Source organism: Ideonella paludis, assembly GCF_018069865.1.
GTDB lineage: Bacteria > Pseudomonadota > Gammaproteobacteria > Burkholderiales > Burkholderiaceae_C > Ideonella > Ideonella paludis.
This window is the reverse complement of the sequence record NZ_JAGQDG010000002.1, coordinates 198,699-217,415: the sequence shown is the minus strand read 5'-3', so window position 1 is coordinate 217,415 and position 18,717 is coordinate 198,699. Positions and strand designations below refer to the sequence as shown.

Below are 18,717 nucleotides of genomic sequence, written 5' to 3'. Positions count from 1 at the left end.
AGTGCGCGCGCCGGCTCCGTGAGTCTGCGCGTGCACCAGGAGGTGAGGAGATGAGCCCGCCTGCAACGCGGGAACAAAAAAGCCCCGAGCGTGCTCGGGGCTTTTTCTTTGTGCGGCTGCGGCAGCCGCAGGTTCAGAGGCTCAGGATTCCAGTGCGGCCATCGCGACTTGGCTGAATCCACCGTCCACGTACATGATCTCAGCGCTCACCCCGCTGGCCAAGTCGGACAGCAAGAAGGCGGCAGCATTGCCGACGTCGTCGATGGTGATGGAGCGACGAATGGGTGCTGCAGCCGCAAACTCGCCCAACAGCTTGCCAAAGTCTTTGATGCCTGATGCTGCCAAAGTCTTGATCGGACCCGCAGAGATGCCATTGACCCGCACACCCTTGGCGCCCAAGCTTTGCGCCAAGAAACGCACGCCAGCTTCCAAGGAGGCCTTGGCCAGACCCATGGTGTTGTAATTTGGCACGTACTTCACGGCGCCCAAATAGCTCAGGGTCAGCAGCGAAGCGCCGGGGCGCAGCATATTGACTGACGCTTTGGCCATGGCCGGAAAGCTATAGGACGAGATGTCGTGGGCGATCCGGAAGTTCTCGCGCGTCAGGCCATCCAAGAAGTCCCCGGCAATGGCTTCACGCGGTGCAAATGCGATCGCGTGGACAAAGCCATCAAACTGATCCCAGTGCTCACCCAACTGGGCAAACATGCGCTCGATCTGCGCATCGTCCGACACGTCGCACTCAAAAACGAGTTTGGAGCCAAACTCTGCAGCGGTGTCGGTGATCCGGTCTTTGAAGCGCTCACCTTGGTAGCTGAAAGCCAACTCGGCACCTTCGCGGTGACAAGCCTTGGCAATGCCATAGGCGATAGAGCGGTTGTTCAGCACGCCTGTGATCAAGAGGCGCTTACCAGCGAGAAATCCCATGCCATCTCCAGATTCTGTTGATTCAAGCAGGATTCTCGCACGCCATCTTGCTGGAGGCCATGCCACGGGCTACAATCAGCGCTTCGCTAGAATTCCATTACTTGGGCGGATTCATCCAGCCCATTTTTTTTGCGCGACCCGTTTTTAATGAGTTTGAATCAAACCGTCGAGAGGACGGTCACCGGATTGAGCTACGAGCTCGTGGACATCGAACGTGCCGCGGGCGGGTTGCTGCGCGTCACTATCGACCGCATCCCTGGCACTGTTTACCCCACTGGCGGCCAAGAGTTCGTGATCGTTGAAGATTGCGAAGTGGTCACCCGTCAACTCCAGTACGTGCTGGAAGTGGAGGGCGCTGATTACGCTCGCTTGGAAGTGTCTTCGCCTGGTTTGGACCGGCCGCTGAAGACCCCGGAGCACTATGCGCGCTTCTTGGGCGAGTTGGTGCAAATCACGCTCAAGCTGCCCTTCCAGGGGCGCAAGAAGTATCAAGGCCAATTGCAGGCCGCTGAGTCTGGCGAGGGCTGGACGCTGCATTTCAACGATGGCAAGGCCGACCAGGTGCTGAATTTCGCCTTTGACGAAGTTCGTGAAGCACGGCTGGTGCCTGTGCTCGATTTCAAGGGGCGCCGTGGCAAGGGCGCTCCCGCTGCTGAAGACACAGCGGCTGGCAACCAAGATGACGGAGGTCAAGAAGAATGAACCGCGAAATGCTCATGTTGGTGGATGCGATCTCGCGCGAAAAGAGCGTTGATCGCGATGTGGTGTTCGCAGCCGTTGAATCGGCGCTGGCTTCTGCGACCAAGAAGCTGCATGGCGGCGAGGTAGATATCCGTGTCGCCATCGACCGGGATACTGGCGAGTATGAAACCTTCCGTCGCTGGCATGTGGTGCCGGACGAAGCGGGTTTGCAGATTCCTGATGCGGAAATTCTGCTGTTTGAAGCCAAAGAGCAGATTCCCGATATCGAGGTGGACGACCACATCGAAGAGGGCATGGAGTCCGTGCCTATCGGCCGCATTGGCGCGCAAGCGGCCAAGCAGGTCATCTTGCAAAAGATCCGGGACGCCGAGCGCGAGCAGTTGCTCAACGACTTCCTCTCGCGCGGCGAGAAGATTTTCGTGGGCACCGTCAAGCGCTTGGACAAGGGTGATGTCATTGTCGAGTCTGGCCGCATTGAGGGCCGCCTCAAGCGCAGCGAGATGATCTCTAAAGAGAACCTGCGCTCAGGCGACCGCGTGCGTGCCTTCATCGCCGGCATCGACACCGCTGCGCGCGGCCCTCAGATCATGCTCTCGCGCTCAGCGCCGGGCTTCATGGTCGAGTTGTTTGCGCAAGAGGTGCCTGAGATCGAGCAGGGTCTGCTGGAGATCAAGAGCTGCGCCCGCGACAGCGGCTCCCGCGCCAAGATCGCTGTGATTTCGCACGACAAGCGTGTTGACCCCATCGGCACCTGCGTTGGCGTGCGCGGCTCGCGCGTCACGGCGGTGACCAATGAGCTCGCGGGCGAGCGCGTGGACATTGTGTTGTGGTCTGAGGACCCCGCACAGTTTGTGATTGGTGCCTTGGCACCGGCCAATGTTCAGTCCATCGTGGTCGATGAAGAAAAGCATGCCATGGATGTGGTGGTGGACGAGGAAAACCTCGCCATCGCGATTGGCCGTGGTGGTCAGAACGTGCGCCTGGCGTCCGAGCTGACGGGCTGGCGCATCAACATCATGACGGCTGAAGAGTCCGCCGCCAAGCAAGCCGAAGAGTCGGGCTCAATCCGCAAGCTCTTCGTCGACAAGCTGGATGTGGATGCTGAGGTTGCCGATCTGCTGATCGACGAAGGCTTCACCAGCTTGGAAGAAGTGGCTTACGTTCCCCTGCAGGAGATGCTGGAGATCGAAGGCTTTGATGAAGACACGGTCACGGAGCTGCGCAACCGCGCCAAGGATGCCCTGCTGACCATGGAAATCGCCCGTGAAGAAAAGGTCGATGAAGTCTCGCAGGACCTGCGCGACCTCGAAGGCCTGAATCACGATGTGATTGGCAAACTGGCCGATGGCGGGATTCACACCCGCGACGATCTGGCTGATTTGGCAGTCGATGAACTGGTCGAGATGACCGGCGTGGATGAGGCACAAGCCAAGGCCCTCATCATGAAGGCGCGTGAGCACTGGTTCAACTGAACACGGCCCCTCGCACACCACGCACACGGCATCAAGATCAAGGAAATTAAAGCATGGCAGTGACCACCGTCGCTCAACTGGCAACGGAGCTGAATCGCCCCGCTGCAACACTGCTGGAACAGTTGCAGTCGGCCGGCGTCGCCAAGAGTTCGCCGGACGATTCGCTGACTGAATCGGACAAAGAACGCCTTTTGGACTACCTCCGCACCTCGCATGGCACCACAGGCGGCGATCGTAAGAAGATCACCCTGACCCGCAAGTCCACCAGCGAGATCAAGCAGGCTGACGCCAGCGGCAAGGCGCGCACCATCCAGGTCGAAGTGCGCAAGAAGCGCGTTTTCGTCAAGCGCGATGACGCGCCGGCTGGCGCCGAGATGGAGCACGAGTCTGACGAGCCTCAGGTTGACGAAGCCGAGTTGGCCCGTCGCGAAGAAGAGGCCCGTCAACAAGCCGAACAAATCCGTCGCCAAGAAGAAGAGCTGGCTGAAAAGCGCCGTTTGCGTGAAGAGCGCGAAGAGCAAGAACGCCGTGACCGCGAAGCCGCCGAAAAGGCAGCCGCAGAAGCCGCTGCCGCCAAGGCAGCGGCTGAAGCCGCGGCCGCCGAAGCGGCTGCGGCGCTGGCCAAGGCTGCGGCCGCGGCCGCCAAGAAGGCGCCTGCGGATGCGGCTGCGCCCGCTCCAGCACCTGTGCCTGCACCGGCGCCAGCCCCTGTGGCGGAGCCGCCCAAGGAGGCCCCAAAACCCGTGCTGCGCGTGGTGAAGGCCGGCGAGAGCGAGGCCGAAGAGCAGAAGCGTGCGGCTGACCTGGAGCGTCGCCGCAAGGCTGCCGAGGCAGAGGCTTCGGCCATTCGCGACATGATGGCTCGCAAGAGCAAGGTCATGGTCGCCAAGAAGCCCGAAGAGCCCAAGCCCGTCGAGCCCAAGGAAGGCATCAAGGGCACCATTCACAAGGCCAAGCCTGTGGCAGGCGCACCTGCGCCGGTTGCGGCGCCTGGCGCCCCGGCCAAGCCTGGCGACAAGAAGTCGGTCAAGTCCGAGAAGTTGTCGTCCAGCTGGGCCGATGAAGCCAAGAAGCGGGGCGGCCCCACGCCCACCAAGGGTGGCCGCACCGACGCCAACGCTGGCCGCGCCGGCTGGAAGGCCCCGCGAGGCGGCCGTCGTGGTGATTCACGCGATCAGCAGAACTCCAACTTCCAAGCACCGACCGAACCGGTGGTGCAAGAAGTGCACGTGCCAGAAACCATCTCGGTGGCTGATCTGGCCCACAAGATGGCGGTCAAGGCCAGCGAGGTCATCAAGCAATTGATGAAGCTGGGCCAGATGGTCACCATCAACCAGCAGTTGGACCAAGAAACCGCGATGATCGTCGTGGAAGAAATGGGCCACAAGGCGCTGGCCGCCAAGCTGGACGACCCCGAAGCCTTCTCGGAAGAGGAGCAAGCCGCGGCCTCTGGCGAAGCGCTGGCCCGCGCACCTGTGGTGACCGTGATGGGCCACGTGGACCACGGCAAGACCTCGCTGCTGGATTACATCCGTCGCAGCCGTGTGGCCGCTGGCGAGGCCGGTGGCATTACGCAGCACATTGGTGCCTACCACGTGGAAACGCCACGCGGCATGATCACCTTCTTGGACACCCCGGGTCACGCGGCCTTCACGGCCATGCGTGCTCGTGGCGCCAAGGCGACCGACATCGTTATTCTGGTGGTGGCGGCCGACGACGGCGTGATGCCACAGACCAAGGAAGCGATCCACCATGCCAAGGCGGCGGGCGTGCCCATCGTCGTGGCCATGACCAAGATTGACAAGCCCGACTCGAACCCTGAGCGCGTCAAGAGCGAATTGGTGGCCGAAGAGGTCGTGCCTGAAGACTTCGGTGGTGACTCACCCTTCGTGGGCGTGTCCTCCAAGACGGGCCAAGGCATTGACGATCTGCTGGAGCAGGTGCTGTTGCAGGCCGAAGTGCTGGAGTTGAAGGCGCCGGTGGAAGCCATGGCCAAGGGCATCGTGATTGAAGCGCGCCTGGACAAGGGCCGTGGCCCGGTCGCCAGCGTGCTGATCCAGTCCGGTACTTTGAAGCGTGGCGATGTGATCTTGGCAGGCTCCAGCTTCGGCCGCGTGCGCGCCATGCTGGACGAAGACGGCAAGAACATTGCTGAAGCAGGCCCCTCCATTCCGGTGGAGATCCAAGGTTTGACCGAAGTGCCGCAGGCTGGCGACGACTTCATGGTTCTGTCTGACGAACGTCGTGCGCGTGAAATCGCCACCTTCCGTCAAGGCAAGTACCGCGAAGTGACGCTGAACAAGCGCCAAGCCGCCAAGCTGGAAAACATGTTCGAGAACATGGGCCAGGGTGCTGCTCAGGCCTTGCCTTTGATCATCAAGGCCGATGTGCAGGGTTCGCAAGAAGCGCTGGCCTCGTCCTTGCTCAAGCTCTCGACCGAAGAAGTCAAGGTGCAGATCGTTCACGCAGCGGTCGGTGGCATCAGCGAGTCGGACGTCAACTTGGCGATCGCCTCCAAGGCCATCATCATCGGCTTCAACACCCGTGCCGATGCTCAGGCTCGTAAGCTGGCGGAGCATGCTGGCATTGACCTGCGCTACTACAACATCATCTACGACGCTGTGGATGAGGTGAAGGCAGCGATGGGCGGCATGTTGGCGCCGGAGCAGAAGGAAGAAGTCATCGGTATGGCCGAGATCCGGACGGTGTTTGTCGCCTCCAAGATCGGCACGGTGGCAGGTTGCATGATCACCAACGGTATGGTGACCCGCAACGCACGCTTCCGCCTGCTGCGCGACAACGTGGTGATCTACACCGGCGAAGTCGATTCGGTGAAGCGCTTGAAAGACGACGTGCGCGAAGTCAAGGAAGGCTTCGAGTGCGGTATCAAACTCAAGAACTACAACGACATCTCCGAGGGCGATCAACTCGAGTTCTTCGAAGTCAAGGAAGTGGCACGGACCCTCTAAGGCGCCAGGCTGCACCCTCCGGGAAACCCCGCCGTGCTTGGCGGGGTTTTTTGCTTGAGTTGGCAGCCCCTTGTTTTGGCAAGGTTGGAAGGCCCAGACGTTCTGGAAACTTGTTATGCGACATAAACGCAATATCCCCAACCGCAGCTTTCGGGTGGCGGACCAGATCCAGCGCGATGTGGCTGAGCTCGTGCGCGACTTGAAAGATCCGCGCATTGGCATGGCCACCATCAATGCGGTCGAAGTCACGCCGGACTATGCCCACGCGACGGTGTTTTTCTCCTTGCTGATCGGTGATCCCATCGAGTCAGAGACTGCCCTGAATGAGGCGGCGGGCTTTGTGCGCAACGGCTTGTTCAAGCGCTTGGCCATTCACACCGTGCCCACTCTGCATTTCAAGTTCGACAAAACCATTGAACGCGCTGCTGACCTCAGCGCCTTGATCCACAAAGCCAACGCGACCCGCGCCAAGGACTGAGTTCATGGTCGTGCAGCGTCCGGACCCGAACGCTGCCCCTGAACTGGCCTTGTCTTGCTGTGCTCCCATCGTTCATGAAGCCCAACACGTCCCATCGTCCCAGAGTGCCCCGCCGCGCGGTGCACGGCGTGCTGCTGCTCGATAAACCGGTGGGCTTGTCCAGCAACGACGCGCTTCAAAAGGTCAAACGGCTGTTTCGTGCCGAGAAAGCGGGCCACACCGGCACGCTGGACCCCATGGCCTCCGGCCTGCTGCCGCTGTGCTTTGGTGCCGCCACCAAGTTCTCTCAGGTGAGCTTGGATGCCGACAAGGCCTATGTCGCCACCGTCCAACTCGGCCAGCGCCGGGTGGGCGGCGACATGGAAGGTGATGTCATTGACGAGCGGCCTGTGCGCGCCGCGGCCGAAGACATCGAAGCGGCATGCCTGCGCTTTGTGGGGCCGATCTCCCAAGTGCCGCCCATGCACTCGGCCCTGAAGAAGGACGGCAAGCCGTTGTACGAATACGCCAGGCAAGGTTTAGAGGTGGAGCGTGCCGCGCGTCAAGTGACCATTCACGAGATTGCCATCAACAGCTGGCAAGCTGAGGCGAATGTGTTGAGTCTGACTGTTCGCTGCAGCAAGGGCACTTACATCCGCACGCTGGCTGAAGACCTGGGTGAAGCCCTGGGCTGCGGGGCGCACTTGGCGGGCTTGCGCCGCATTGGCAGCGGGCCTTTGACCGTTGCAGAGGCCGTCACGCTTGAGACCCTGGCCGATTGGACCGAAGAACAACGCGATGCCCACCTGAGGCCACCGGATGCGCTGGTGGCCGATTGGCCGGCCGTTCGCCTGGCCGCCGAAGAGGCGGGACGATTCATTTCTGGTTTGCGCCGCCGCGTGGCGCAGCCGGATGCGCCGGCCGTGCGCGTTTACGGCCCCGAACCCACTGCCTTTTTGGGCAGTGCTCACATCACTGCCGGCGAGTTGATCGCCGATCGCCTGCTCAGTCCGACTGAGGTCCAGGCGCTGCTGACCCTTTGATTTTTTCCTTCGAGAGCCGCTCATGAGCCGACAGATTCGCAACATCGCCATCATTGCCCACGTGGACCACGGCAAAACCACGCTGGTGGACCAACTGCTGCGCCAAAGCGGCACTTTCGCTGACCACGAGAAAGTCATCGACTGCGTGATGGACAGCAATGCCATCGAAAAAGAACGCGGCATCACCATCTTGGCCAAGAACTGCGCGGTGAGCTGGGAAGGCACCCACATCAACATCGTGGACACCCCGGGCCACGCGGACTTCGGTGGTGAAGTCGAGCGCGCCTTGTCCATGGTCGACGGCGTGGTCTTGCTGATTGACGCGCAAGAAGGCCCGATGCCGCAAACCCGCTTCGTGACCAAAAAGGCCTTGGCCTTGGGCCTGAAGCCCATCGTCGTGGTCAACAAGGTGGACAAGCCGGGTGCCAAGCCTGATGCCGTCATCAACGCCGCGTTCGATCTGTTCGACAAGCTCGGCGCCACCGACGAGCAGTTGGACTTCCCCGTTGTGTATGCCTCGGGCATCAACGGTTGGACCTCGCTGGAAGAGGGCGCTCCGGGTGAGAAGTGGGGCCCCGACATGTCCGCGCTGTTCAACACCGTGCTCAAGCATGTGCCGCCCAACGCGGGCGATGCTGATGCGCCGCTGCAGCTGCAAATCTCCTCGCTGGACTACTCCACCTTCGTGGGTCGCATCGGCGTGGGCCGCATCAGCACGGGCACCATCAAGCCGGCGATGGACGTGGTGGTGATGGAAGGGCCGGACGGCAAGGCCGTCAAGGGACGCATTAACCAAGTTCTGAAGTTCCATGGCCTGGATCGCGTGCAAGTCACCGAAGCCGGCCCGGGCGACATCGTGCTGATCAACGGCATTGAGGACATCGGCATTGGCGTGACCGTGACCGACCCGGCCAACCCACAGCCGCTGCCCATGCTGAAGGTGGACGAGCCCACCCTGACCATGAACTTCTGCGTGAACACCAGCCCGCTGGCCGGCCGTGAAGGCAAGTTCGTGACCAGCCGCCAAATCTGGGATCGCCTGCAAAAAGAGCTGCAGCACAACGTGGCCTTGCGCGTCAAAGAAACCGGGGAAGACGGCATTTTTGAAGTCTCTGGTCGGGGCGAATTGCACCTGACCATCTTGCTGGAAAACATGCGCCGCGAAGGCTATGAGCTGGCCGTCTCCAAGCCGCGCGTGGTGTTCCAAGAGATCAACGGCGAGAAGTGCGAGCCGATTGAAATGGTCACGGCTGACGTGGAAGAAACCCACCAAGGCGGCGTGATGCAAGCTCTGGGTGAGCGCAAGGGCGAACTGGTGAACATGGAGCCGGACGGCCGTGGCCGCGTGCGCCTGGAGTACCGCATCCCTGCGCGGGGCCTGATTGGCTTCTCCAATGAGTTCTTGAACCTGACCCGCGGCTCGGGCCTGATCAGCAACATTTTTGACGGCTATGAGCCTTACAAGGGCGAGATCGCCAGCCGCAAGAACGGCGTGCTGATCAGCATGGACGCTGGCGAAATCTTCACCTACGCGCTGGGCAAGTTGGACGACCGGGGTCGCATGTTCGTGAAGGCTGGCGACCCGGTGTACGAAGGCATGATCGTCGGTATTCACAGCCGTGACAACGACCTGGTCGTCAACGCGACCCGCACCAAGCAGCTGACCAACTTCCGCGTCTCGGGCAAGGAAGACGCCGTCAAGATCACGCCGCCCATTGACCTGACCTTGGAGTACGGTGTCGAGTTCATCGAGGACGACGAATTGGTCGAGATCACACCGAAGTCGGTGCGTCTGCGCAAGCGCCACCTCTCCGAGCATGACCGTAAGCGCGCTTCGCGCGCCGAAGGCTGATCGCCGCTTGGTGATCCTTTCAAAGCGGCCCACCAGGGTCGCTTTTTCTTGGTCGATACGCTTTCTGAGGCTGAAGTCGTGAGTCATGCCCGCGCCACACTCACCATGTTGCTGGTGACCTTTCTCTGGAGCATCGCCGGGGTGGTCACACGCCATCTGGAGGCCGCAGCGGCATTTGAGGTGACCTTCTGGCGCAGCGCCAGCAATGCCGTCGCGCTGGTGTTCCTGCTGGCTTGGCTGCAGGGCCCGGGGGCGCTGTGGCGCGGCTTGCGGCGCGGCGGGGCGGTGCTGTGGGCTTCCGGCCTGTGCTGGACGGTCATGTTCACTGCCTTCATGGTGGCGCTGACCATGACCACGGTGGCTCACGTGCTCATCACCATGGCCTTGGCCCCTTTGTTCACCGCCTTGATGGCCCGTGGCTGGCTGGAGCAGCGTTTGCCCGCACGCACCTGGTGGGCGATTGGCATTGCCGGCTTAGGCATCACCGGCATGTTTGCCAACGAGGTCTTGAATGGCCGTGCGCAAGACCTGTGGGGCATGGCGGTGGCCTTGACGGTGCCGGTGGCCGGCGCAGCGATGTGGACCTTGCTGCAGCACCACGCTGGGCCGAGGCCTGCAGAGCAGGGCGGTGATGCGCCCGCCGACATGAGCACGGCGATTTTGCTGGGTGCGGTGGCCTCTGCGCTATTGACGCTGCCACTGGCCTGGCCGCTCAAGGCCTCCGCTCACGACATTGGCCTGCTGGCTTTTCTGGGCGTGGCCCAACTGGCCATCCCTTGTGTCTTGGCCGTCAAGGCGGGCAAGGTGCTGAAGGCCCCTGAGGCCGCTTTGCTGGGTTTGCTGGAGGTCATCATGGGTGTGGCCTGGACCTGGCTGGGCGCCAGCGAGGCCCCCAGCCTGCCGGTCTTGTTGGGGGGCGCACTGGTCTTGCTGGCCTTGGCCAGCAATGAGGTGTTGGCCCTGCGTTCTGGGCGCTGAAGTGCTGATGGAGCGGTGCAGGCGCTCTACACTGAGCGCTTCATAGGCTTCGTTTCAGATCATGACGATTTCTTCTTTGACGCCCGGACTGTGCTCACAAGGTGCAGTATGGGTTGAGCAAACCGGGCCGGTGGGCGTGCTGACGCTCAACCGCCCACAGGCTTTGAACGCTTTGTCGCTGGACATGATCCGCGACATCACGGCCGCCTTGAGCCACTGGCAGGCCTGCCCGAACACCGGGGTCGTGGTCTTGCAAGCGGCCTCTAGGCCCGGAAAGGCCCCCGCCTTTTGCGCGGGCGGTGACATCCGCTTCTTTCACCAAGCGGCCCTGGCCGGAGACCCGCGGCTGGAGGACTTCTTCACCGAGGAATACGCGCTCAATCACCTGATCCATGGCTATGCCAAGCCGCTGGTCGCGCTGATGGACGGCATATGCATGGGCGGGGGCATGGGCATCAGCCAAGGGGCCGCCCTTCGGGTCGTGACTTCGGCCAGCAAGCTGGCCATGCCGGAGACTCATATTGGGCTGTTCCCCGACGTCGGCGGCGGTTGGTTCTTGGCGCGCTGCCCCGGTGCGTTGGGAGAGTACCTGGCCTTGACCGGCCATGTGCTGCAGGGGGCTGAAGCCTTGGCGGCCACCTTGGCAGATGTGGAGCTGCCCGCTGACGCGCTGCCTCACGTGGCGACCGTGTTGGCGGAGGTCTCAGCGCCCCCCGGCACGGCTGCTTTTGGAGAGGCTGCGTTGCAGGCCGTGCGCAAGCTGGCATTGCCGCGTGCAGCGGCGCTGCTGGACAGCCACCGCGCCGCCATCGATCACCACTTCAGCCAGCCCGATGTGGCGGCCATCATCGCCTCTCTCAAGGCTGATGGCTCGGAATGGGCCCAAAAGACGGTGGAGGTTTTGAGCCATCGCTCGCCCTTGATGATGGCGGTGTCGCTGGAGCAAGTCAGGCGGGCTCGCCAGATGAGCCTGGCCGACGACCTGCGCATGGAGCGCGACATGGTGCGGCATTGCTTCCACCTGAGGCCGGGCGCCGCCAGCGAGACGGTGGAGGGCATTCGTGCCTTGGCGGTCGACAAAGACCACGCCCCGCGCTGGAACCCGGCGAGCTTGGCCGAGGTGACCCCCGAGATGGTGCAGGCCTTCTTCCAGAGCCCGTGGCCTGCCTGGGCGCATCCGCTGCGGCATTTGGTTTAGGGCTATGCCCCCAGAGAAGGGGGGAGGTGGGCGCTTAAGATGAATGGGTGAGCCTCCAGCTTGCACTGTCTTCAAGAACGCATGCCCTCTCCACCCCAGTCGCCCCCTGCCAAGCCCGCTCAGCGGCGACCGCGCCGCCAGCCTTTGTCCGCTGCCTCCGCACCAGTCTCCACAGAGGCGCCCTCGGTCACCTCGCCCCCCGGCTGGTGGCAACTGGCCCTGGAGGCCAGGGCGCCCTGGGAGTTCGCAGCACTGCTGGCAGCCACGCCTTGGCTGCGTCGCCTGCCTAAGGGCGACGGCCACCCGGTGATCGTGCTGCCTGGCTTGGGTGTGGCGGACTTCAGCACGGTGGCACTGCGTCAGTTTCTGTGCGACCAAGGCTATGACGCGCACCCTTGGCATCAGGGCTTCAACTTTGGGCCTCGCCAAGGGGTGTTGTCCGCCTGTCTAGACCAGTTGAAGGCCTTGCACTACGCCAGTGGTCAGGCCGTCAGCTTGGTAGGCTGGAGCTTGGGCGGCATTTACGCCCGTGAACTCGCCAAGGAGGCGCCGGACCATGTGCGATGTGTGGTGACCCTGGGCTCACCGTTCACCGGCCATCCGCAGGGTACGAATGCCTGGAGACTGTTTGAGTGGGTCAGCGGCTTGGATGCCCACGACGAGGACATGCTGGCCCAGATTCGCGGCACGCCGCCCGTGCCCACCACCAGCATCTATTCGCGGACGGACGGCGTGGTGGCTTGGCCGTGCAGCCTGAACCCCGAAGGCCCGCAGACCGAGAACATTGAAGTACCAGCCAGCCACATCGGCATGGTGCTGAACCCGCTGTCTTTGTATGCGGTGGCCGACCGCCTGGCGCAGCCGCCCGGAGCCTGGCAGCCCTTTGAGATCACCCCCGCGCGGCGTTGGTTCTTCAAACGAGGCGCCCCGCGATAATGCGCGGGTGACTGAACCGATTTCCCCTTCGCCCTGGCGCCTGAGTGTGGCGCCCATGCTGGACTGGACCGACAAGCATTGCCGGACCTTCCACCGCAAGATCACCCGCCATACCCGGCTCTACACCGAGATGGTGAACAGTGGCGCGATCCTGCACGGCGACCAAGAGCGCCATTTGGCCTTCAATGCGGACGAGCACCCGGTGGCGCTGCAATTGGGCGGCAGCGACCCGGCGGACTTGGGCGCCTGCGCCAGAGTGGCCGAACGCTTTGGCTATGACGAGGTCAACCTGAACTGCGGCTGCCCCTCAGAGCGAGTGCAAAAAGGTGCGTTTGGCGCCTGCCTGATGGCCGAGGCGCCCCTGGTGGCGGATGGCGTGAAGGCCATGCGCGATGCTTGCAGCTTGCCGGTGACCGTGAAGCACCGCATCGGCATCGACCGCATCGAGCGCTATGAGTTTGTGCGCGACTTTGTGGGCACGGTGGCCGACGCCGGCTGCGAGGTGTTCATCGTCCATGCCCGCAACGCCTGGCTGCAGGGCTTGAGCCCCAAAGAGAACCGCGACATCCCGCCGCTGCGCTATGAGCTGGTGTATCAACTCAAGCGCGAGTTCCCGCACCTCACCATCGTCATCAATGGCGGCATCAAAACCAATGCCGAGATCGAGACCCACTTGCAGCATGTGGACGGTGTGATGGTGGGACGCGAGGCCTATCACAACCCTTGGCTGATGCACGATTGGGACCAGCGCTTCTGGGGTGAGACGGAGCCCAGCGCCCTGACGCGCGAGGCCGTGGAGGCCGAGATGGTGGCTTACATGGCCCAGCAGATGCAAACCGCTGCCGTGCCCTGGGCGCATATGGCGCGCCACATGCTGGGGCTGCGCCATGGGCTCGCGGGCGCGCGCCGCTGGCGCCAAGTTTGGAGCGACCACAAACTCAAGGCTTTGAGCCCGCTGGAAGTCAGCCGCCTTGCGGCCCAAGCTCAGTAGGTGAGGCGGTCCGGGCGAATGTCGCGCAAGATGGTGGTCGCGATTTCCTCGATGGATTTGTGCGTGGATGAGAGCCAATCGATCTGGTGGCGCTTCATCATGGTTTCGGCCTCAGCCACTTCATAGCGGCAGTTTTCAAACGCGGCATACTTGCTGCCAGGGCGGCGCTCATTACGGATCTGGCTCAGCCGGTCCGGGTCGATCGTCAGCCCAAAGCATTTTTTCTTGTGAGGCGCCAAGGCTGATGGCAACTGGCCCCGCTCGAAGTCTTCAGGGATCAGCGGATAGTTGGCGGCCTTGATGCCATGCTGCATGGCCAAGTACAGCGACGTGGGCGTCTTGCCACAGCGGCTGACGCCGACCAAGATCACATCGGCAGCTTCCAGGTTTCGGGCCGACTGGCCGTCATCATGGGCCAAGGAAAAGTTGATGGCCTCGATGCGTTCGTTGTATTCCTGGCTTTTGGCCGCATCCGAGAAGCGTCCGACCCGGTGGTTGGACTTGATGCCAAACTCGACCTCGAGTGGCTCCACAAATGCGCCGAACATGTCCATCATCAGGCATTGGCACTCGGCGCTGGTCAGGATGTCGCGCACGTCGTCGCGGGCCAAGGTGATGAAGACCACGGGCTTGACACCTTCGGCGGCGGCCGTGGCATTGATCTCACCTTGCACGGTGAGTGCCTTCTCCACCGTGTCGATGAAGGGCCGGCGAATGTGCCGACGCTTGCCTGGAAACTGGGCCAGGATGGAGTTGCCAAAGGTCTCGGCAGTGATGCCGGTGCCGTCAGAGATAAAGAACACGGTGCGATTGGGCATAGCGATCCAGTTTCAGCGAAGTTTCAGTGATGATAGGCAATCCGTCCGTAGAATCCGGGTCAATTCGCATCCTTTAGCGTCGGTCCGGCACGAAAGTGCTGGTGGCGACCCCGGTGCACCCGCTTTCCCGCTGCCTCCAACAACAGCAACCCAGTGCGGCGGCTAGGCTGTGCCCGGCCAGACTCCAGGATGGCGACAAAGTTTTTTTGTCATCAAGGAGCTTTCTATGTCCCACACAGCAACGGCGACCGCCCTGGTCGCACCGTTCGAACAACTGCGCATGACTGACGTCGAGGTGGTTGGCGGTAAAAACGCCAGCCTCGGCGAGATGATCAGCCAACTGGCCGCTACTGGCGTGCGGGTGCCCGGTGGCTTTGCCACCACGGCCCATGCCTTCCGCGAGTTTTTGAAGCACGGCGGATTGACTGAAAAGATCAATGCCCGCTTGGCCGCCCTCAACACTGACGATGTGCGCGCCCTGGCGGAGGCCGGCGCCGAGATCCGCCAATGGGTGGTGGATGCACCATTTCCGGCAGATTTCGAGGCTGCCGTGCGCGCCGAGTTTGCCCGCGTCAGTGGCGATACGCCCAACATCACCTGGGCCGTGCGGTCCTCGGCCACGGCCGAAGACTTGCCCGATGCTTCGTTTGCGGGCCAGCAAGAAACCTTCTTGAATGTGCAAGGCATCGACGATGTGCTGCACAAGATGAAAGAAGTGTTTGCCTCGCTCTACAACGATCGCGCCATCAGCTACCGCGTGCACAAGGGCTTTGCCCACGCCGATGTGGCGCTGTCGGCGGGTGTTCAGCGCATGGTGCGCTCCGACGTTGGCGCGGCGGGTGTGATGTTCACCATCGACACCGAGTCGGGCTTCAAGGACGTGGTCTTCATCACCTCCAGCTACGGCCTGGGCGAGACCGTGGTGCAAGGTGCTGTCAACCCTGACGAGTTCTATGTGCACAAGCCCATGCTCGAAGCAGGCAAGCAAGCGCTGATCCGTCGCTCGCTGGGCTCCAAGCTGATTCGCATGGAGTTTGCGTCGCCCGAAGAGAAGGCCGAGTCCGGCAAGCTGGTGCGCACGGTGGACACGCCGCCTGAGCTGCGCAACCGCTACTCGCTGAACGATGCCGATGTCACCGAGCTGGCCCGCTATGCCTTGATCATCGAGAAGCATTACGGCCGCCCGATGGACATCGAGTGGGGCAAGGACGGTGTGGACGGCAAGCTCTACATCCTGCAAGCCCGGCCCGAGACCGTGCGCAGCCAAGCGGCAGGTCAGGTCGAGCTGCGTTACAAGCTCAAGGGCCAAGGCACGCTGCTGACCGAAGGCCGTGCCATCGGCCAAAAGATCGGCACTGGCCCCGTGCGCCTGGTCACCTCCATCGCTGAGATGGAGCGTGTGCAGCCCGGCGATGTGCTGGTCACCGACATGACCGACCCCAACTGGGAGCCGGTGATGAAGCGCGCCAGCGCCATCGTCACCAACCGCGGGGGTCGCACCTGCCACGCCGCCATCATCGCGCGCGAGCTGGGCATTCCGGCCGTGGTGGGCTGTGGCGACGCCACCGAGCACCTGACCGACGGCGCTCTGGTGACCGTGGCTTGCTCTGAGGGCGACACCGGCTACGTCTTCGACGGCCTGCTGGAGACCGAAGTGACCGAGGTCAACCAAGGCGAGCTGCCTTACTGCCCGGTCAAGATCATGATGAACGTGGGCAACCCCCAACTGGCCTTCAACTTCTCGCAAATGCCCAATTCCGGCATTGGCCTGGCCCGCTTGGAGTTCATCATCAACAACAACATCGGCGTCCACCCCAAGGCCATCTTGGACTACCCGAATGTGGATCCTGACCTGAAGAAGGCGGTCGAGTCGGTGGCCCGGGGCCATGCCAGCCCGCGCGCGTTCTATGTCGACAAGCTCGCCGAAGGGGTGGCCACCATCGCCGCAGCCTTCTGGCCCAAGCCGGTCATCGTGCGCTTGTCGGATTTCAAGTCCAACGAGTACAAAAAGCTCATCGGCGGCAGCCGCTATGAGCCCGATGAAGAAAACCCCATGCTGGGCTTCCGTGGGGCTTCGCGTTACATCAGCGGCGAGTTCTCTGACGCTTTTGGCATGGAGTGCGAGGCGCTCAAGCGCGTGCGCAACGACATGGGCCTGACCAACGTCGAGATCATGGTGCCGTTCGTTCGCACGGTCAGCCAAGCCCAGCGCGTTGAGCAGTTGCTGGCCGGGCGTGGCCTGAAGCGCGGCCAAGACGGCCTGCGCCTGATCATGATGTGCGAAGTGCCGAGCAACGCCATCTTGGCCGATCAGTTTCTGGAGTACTTCGATGGCATGTCCATCGGCTCCAATGACCTGACCCAGCTGACCCTGGGCCTGGACCGCGACTCGGGCCTGGAGCAGTTGGCCGACGACTTCGACGAGCGTGACCCGGCGGTCAAGGCGCTGATCTCCCGCGCCATCGCAGCCTGCCGTGCGACGGGTAAGTACGTGGGCATCTGCGGCCAAGGCCCCAGTGACCATCCCGACTTTGCGGATTGGCTGGCGGCCGAGGGCATTGTGTCCATCTCGCTGAACCCGGACTCGGTGATCGAGACCTGGAAGCGCTTGGCGGAACGACGCTAAGCAGTTCCAAAGCCTTCTGCTATACTAGAGGGCTTTCCCCCTTGCTGTACCGGTCAGTCGACGCGACCGGGCGGCTTCCCTTTTGGGCACATTTTGAAGTGCCTAAGGAATTCACAAGGAGACTTCATGCGTCACTATGAGATCGTTCTGCTGATCCATCCGGATCAAAGCGAACAGGTTCCAGCCATGCTGGAGCGTTACAAGACCCTGGTGATCAACGGCGGCGGCAAGGTCCATCGCGTTGAAGACTGGGGCCGTCGTCAACTGGCCTATCTGATCCAGAAGCTCGCCAAGGCGCACTACCTGTGCCTGAACATCGAGTGCTCTAAGGAAGTGCTGGCTGAGTTGGAAACCGGCTTCCGCTTCAATGACGCCGTGCTGCGTCATCTGACTGTCAAGCTCGAAAAGGCCGAGACCGGTCCTTCGGTCATGATGAAGTCGGTTGAGAAGGACGAGGCCCGCAAGGCCGCGGCCGCCACTCAAGAAGCTGCCTGACGAATCCAGTGAGTCTTCAAGCCACGCTGTTGCGGCCCCATTGAACGATTTATGAACCGATGGGTTCTTGCCGCAGAAGTGATTGAACGTAGCGCGATGCGCTACACCCCTGCCGGAGTCCCGGCCTTGGACCTCAAGCTGAAAGCTGAGTCCACGGTGATGGAAGACGGTCAGCCCCGCAAAGTCTCTTTGGAGGTCAAAGCGGTGGCGATTGGGGAGATCACCCGCAGTGTGAATGCGCTGGTGTTGGGAGAGCCGGTTCAATGCGCCGGATTCCTCACCACCTCACGCAATGGCAAAGGTCTGGTGTATCACCTGACTGAGCTGGCTTGATGAACTGCTGAGCTGTTCAACATCTGGATAGACATTTACAGAGGTCACTCGTATGCCCCCGCCAAAGTCAAGATTTTCCAAGGACCGTCGTCCTAAGCGCAACCAGCAATCGCTGTTGTTCCGCCGCAAGAAGTTCTGCCGCTTCACTGTCACTGGTGTCGAATCCATCGACTACAAGGACGTGGACCTGCTGCGTGACTTCATCGGTGAAAACGGCAAGATCACGCCGGCTCGCCTGACCGGCACGCGCGCCTTCTTCCAACGTCAGCTGACCACCGCCATCAAGCGCTCGCGCTACCTGGCGATGCTGCCGTACTCCGATCAACACAAGGTCTGAGGAGCTTCACACCATGCAAATCATTCTGCTGGAAAAAGTGGCCAACCTCGGCAACCTCGGTGATGTTGTCAAGGTCAAGGACGGCTACGCCCGTAACTTCCTGATTCCGACCAAGCGCGCTCGTCGTGCCACGGAAGTCGCGATCAAGGAATTCGAAGCACGTCGCGCTGAGTTGGAGCGTCTGGCCGCTGAAAAGCTGGCCGCTGCTCAAGCCGTGGGCGAGAAGCTGGGCGGCTATGGCGTCACCATCAGCCAGAAGGCTGGCGTGGACGGCCGTCTGTTCGGCTCGGTCACCAACCACGACATCGCTGAAGCGCTGGTCAAGGCTGGTTTCCAAATCGCCAAGGCTCAAGTGCGTATGCCCAACGGCCCCCTGAAGGCTGTGGGCGAGTACACCGTTCAAGTCGCTGCACACACCGATGTGGTGGTGGACGTGAACGTCAAGGTGGTTGGCGACGCCGACTGAGTCTCGCCTCGCGGGTCTTCACCCGCGGCTGACACCTCCGAAAGGGCTGGTCTTGGACCGGCCCTTTTTTCATTTCCGCCCCTGCTTTGTTGGGCTGAGCTTTGCACAGACTTCCCC

Annotated in this window: 17 protein-coding genes; 15 read left to right on the top strand and 2 right to left on the bottom strand. The window is 62.1% G+C overall.

Going from position 1 to position 18,717, the window contains the following annotated elements; genetic code table 11:
* Nucleotides 1-141 precede the first annotated feature (141 nt).
* Complete coding sequence (fabI, locus tag KAK11_RS05450; protein ID WP_210807044.1) at nucleotides 142-927, bottom strand: enoyl-ACP reductase FabI; 786 nt, start codon at nucleotides 925-927, stop codon at nucleotides 142-144.
* Between the two features lie 147 nt (nucleotides 928-1,074).
* Here fabI and rimP point away from each other — a divergent pair, with 147 nt between their 5' ends.
* From rimP to dusA, 10 genes are all read left to right on the top strand, one after another.
* The gene (gene rimP / locus KAK11_RS05445) at nucleotides 1,075-1,629 is read left to right on the top strand and encodes a ribosome maturation factor RimP (RefSeq protein WP_210807042.1); all 555 of its coding nucleotides are present in this window, start codon (nucleotides 1,075-1,077) and stop codon (nucleotides 1,627-1,629) included.
* On the top strand, nucleotides 1,626-3,101 hold the full coding sequence (gene nusA, locus KAK11_RS05440; protein WP_210807040.1) for a transcription termination factor NusA: 1,476 nt from the start codon (nucleotides 1,626-1,628) through the stop codon (nucleotides 3,099-3,101). The genes rimP and nusA overlap by 4 nt, the downstream gene beginning before the upstream one ends.
* A gap of 53 nt (nucleotides 3,102-3,154) precedes the next feature.
* Nucleotides 3,155-6,070 (top strand): translation initiation factor IF-2, encoded by a 2,916-nt coding sequence (gene infB / locus KAK11_RS05435; RefSeq protein WP_210807038.1) that lies wholly within the window; start codon nucleotides 3,155-3,157, stop codon nucleotides 6,068-6,070.
* Nucleotides 6,071-6,185: 115 nt separating this feature from the next.
* Complete coding sequence (gene rbfA / locus KAK11_RS05430) at nucleotides 6,186-6,548, top strand: 30S ribosome-binding factor RbfA (RefSeq protein ID WP_210807036.1); 363 nt, start codon at nucleotides 6,186-6,188, stop codon at nucleotides 6,546-6,548.
* 74 nt (nucleotides 6,549-6,622) lie between these two features.
* A complete protein-coding gene (gene truB / locus KAK11_RS05425; protein WP_210807034.1) occupies nucleotides 6,623-7,570 on the top strand; it encodes a tRNA pseudouridine(55) synthase TruB in 948 nt (315 codons plus the stop codon).
* 22 nt (nucleotides 7,571-7,592) lie between these two features.
* Nucleotides 7,593-9,422, top strand: a complete 1,830-nt coding sequence (gene typA, locus KAK11_RS05420; protein ID WP_210807032.1) for a translational GTPase TypA — start codon at nucleotides 7,593-7,595, stop codon at nucleotides 9,420-9,422.
* A 78-nt stretch (nucleotides 9,423-9,500) separates the two neighbouring features.
* On the top strand, nucleotides 9,501-10,400 hold the full coding sequence (locus KAK11_RS05415; RefSeq protein WP_310737748.1) for a DMT family transporter: 900 nt from the start codon (nucleotides 9,501-9,503) through the stop codon (nucleotides 10,398-10,400).
* A 61-nt stretch (nucleotides 10,401-10,461) separates the two neighbouring features.
* Nucleotides 10,462-11,598, top strand: a complete 1,137-nt coding sequence (locus tag KAK11_RS05410; RefSeq protein ID WP_210807030.1) for an enoyl-CoA hydratase/isomerase family protein — start codon at nucleotides 10,462-10,464, stop codon at nucleotides 11,596-11,598.
* Nucleotides 11,599-11,679: 81 nt separating this feature from the next.
* Nucleotides 11,680-12,534 (top strand): alpha/beta fold hydrolase, encoded by an 855-nt coding sequence (locus KAK11_RS05405; RefSeq protein ID WP_210807028.1) that lies wholly within the window; start codon nucleotides 11,680-11,682, stop codon nucleotides 12,532-12,534.
* Between the two features lie 7 nt (nucleotides 12,535-12,541).
* The gene (gene dusA, locus KAK11_RS05400) at nucleotides 12,542-13,525 is read left to right on the top strand and encodes a tRNA dihydrouridine(20/20a) synthase DusA (protein ID WP_310737747.1); all 984 of its coding nucleotides are present in this window, start codon (nucleotides 12,542-12,544) and stop codon (nucleotides 13,523-13,525) included.
* Here dusA and ppsR read toward each other — a convergent pair.
* A complete protein-coding gene (gene ppsR / locus KAK11_RS05395; RefSeq protein ID WP_210807024.1) occupies nucleotides 13,519-14,343 on the bottom strand; it encodes a posphoenolpyruvate synthetase regulatory kinase/phosphorylase PpsR in 825 nt (274 codons plus the stop codon). The genes dusA and ppsR overlap by 7 nt on opposite strands.
* A gap of 226 nt (nucleotides 14,344-14,569) precedes the next feature.
* On the opposite strand from ppsR, the gene ppsA reads away from it, so the two are divergent.
* The 5 genes from ppsA to rplI all read left to right on the top strand — a co-directional run bounded on the left by ppsA (nucleotide 14,570) and on the right by rplI (nucleotide 18,600).
* Nucleotides 14,570-16,969, top strand: coding sequence for a phosphoenolpyruvate synthase (ppsA, locus tag KAK11_RS05390; protein WP_210807022.1), 2,400 nt, complete (start codon nucleotides 14,570-14,572; stop codon nucleotides 16,967-16,969).
* A gap of 126 nt (nucleotides 16,970-17,095) precedes the next feature.
* Complete coding sequence (gene rpsF, locus KAK11_RS05385; RefSeq protein WP_210807019.1) at nucleotides 17,096-17,464, top strand: 30S ribosomal protein S6; 369 nt, start codon at nucleotides 17,096-17,098, stop codon at nucleotides 17,462-17,464.
* A gap of 51 nt (nucleotides 17,465-17,515) precedes the next feature.
* A complete protein-coding gene (priB, locus tag KAK11_RS05380) occupies nucleotides 17,516-17,797 on the top strand; it encodes a primosomal replication protein N (RefSeq protein ID WP_210807017.1) in 282 nt (93 codons plus the stop codon).
* A 52-nt stretch (nucleotides 17,798-17,849) separates the two neighbouring features.
* Entirely contained in the window at nucleotides 17,850-18,134 is a 285-nt protein-coding gene (gene rpsR, locus KAK11_RS05375; RefSeq protein WP_210807015.1) for a 30S ribosomal protein S18, read from the top strand.
* A gap of 13 nt (nucleotides 18,135-18,147) precedes the next feature.
* Complete coding sequence (gene rplI, locus KAK11_RS05370) at nucleotides 18,148-18,600, top strand: 50S ribosomal protein L9 (RefSeq protein ID WP_210807013.1); 453 nt, start codon at nucleotides 18,148-18,150, stop codon at nucleotides 18,598-18,600.
* Nucleotides 18,601-18,717 lie beyond the last annotated feature (117 nt).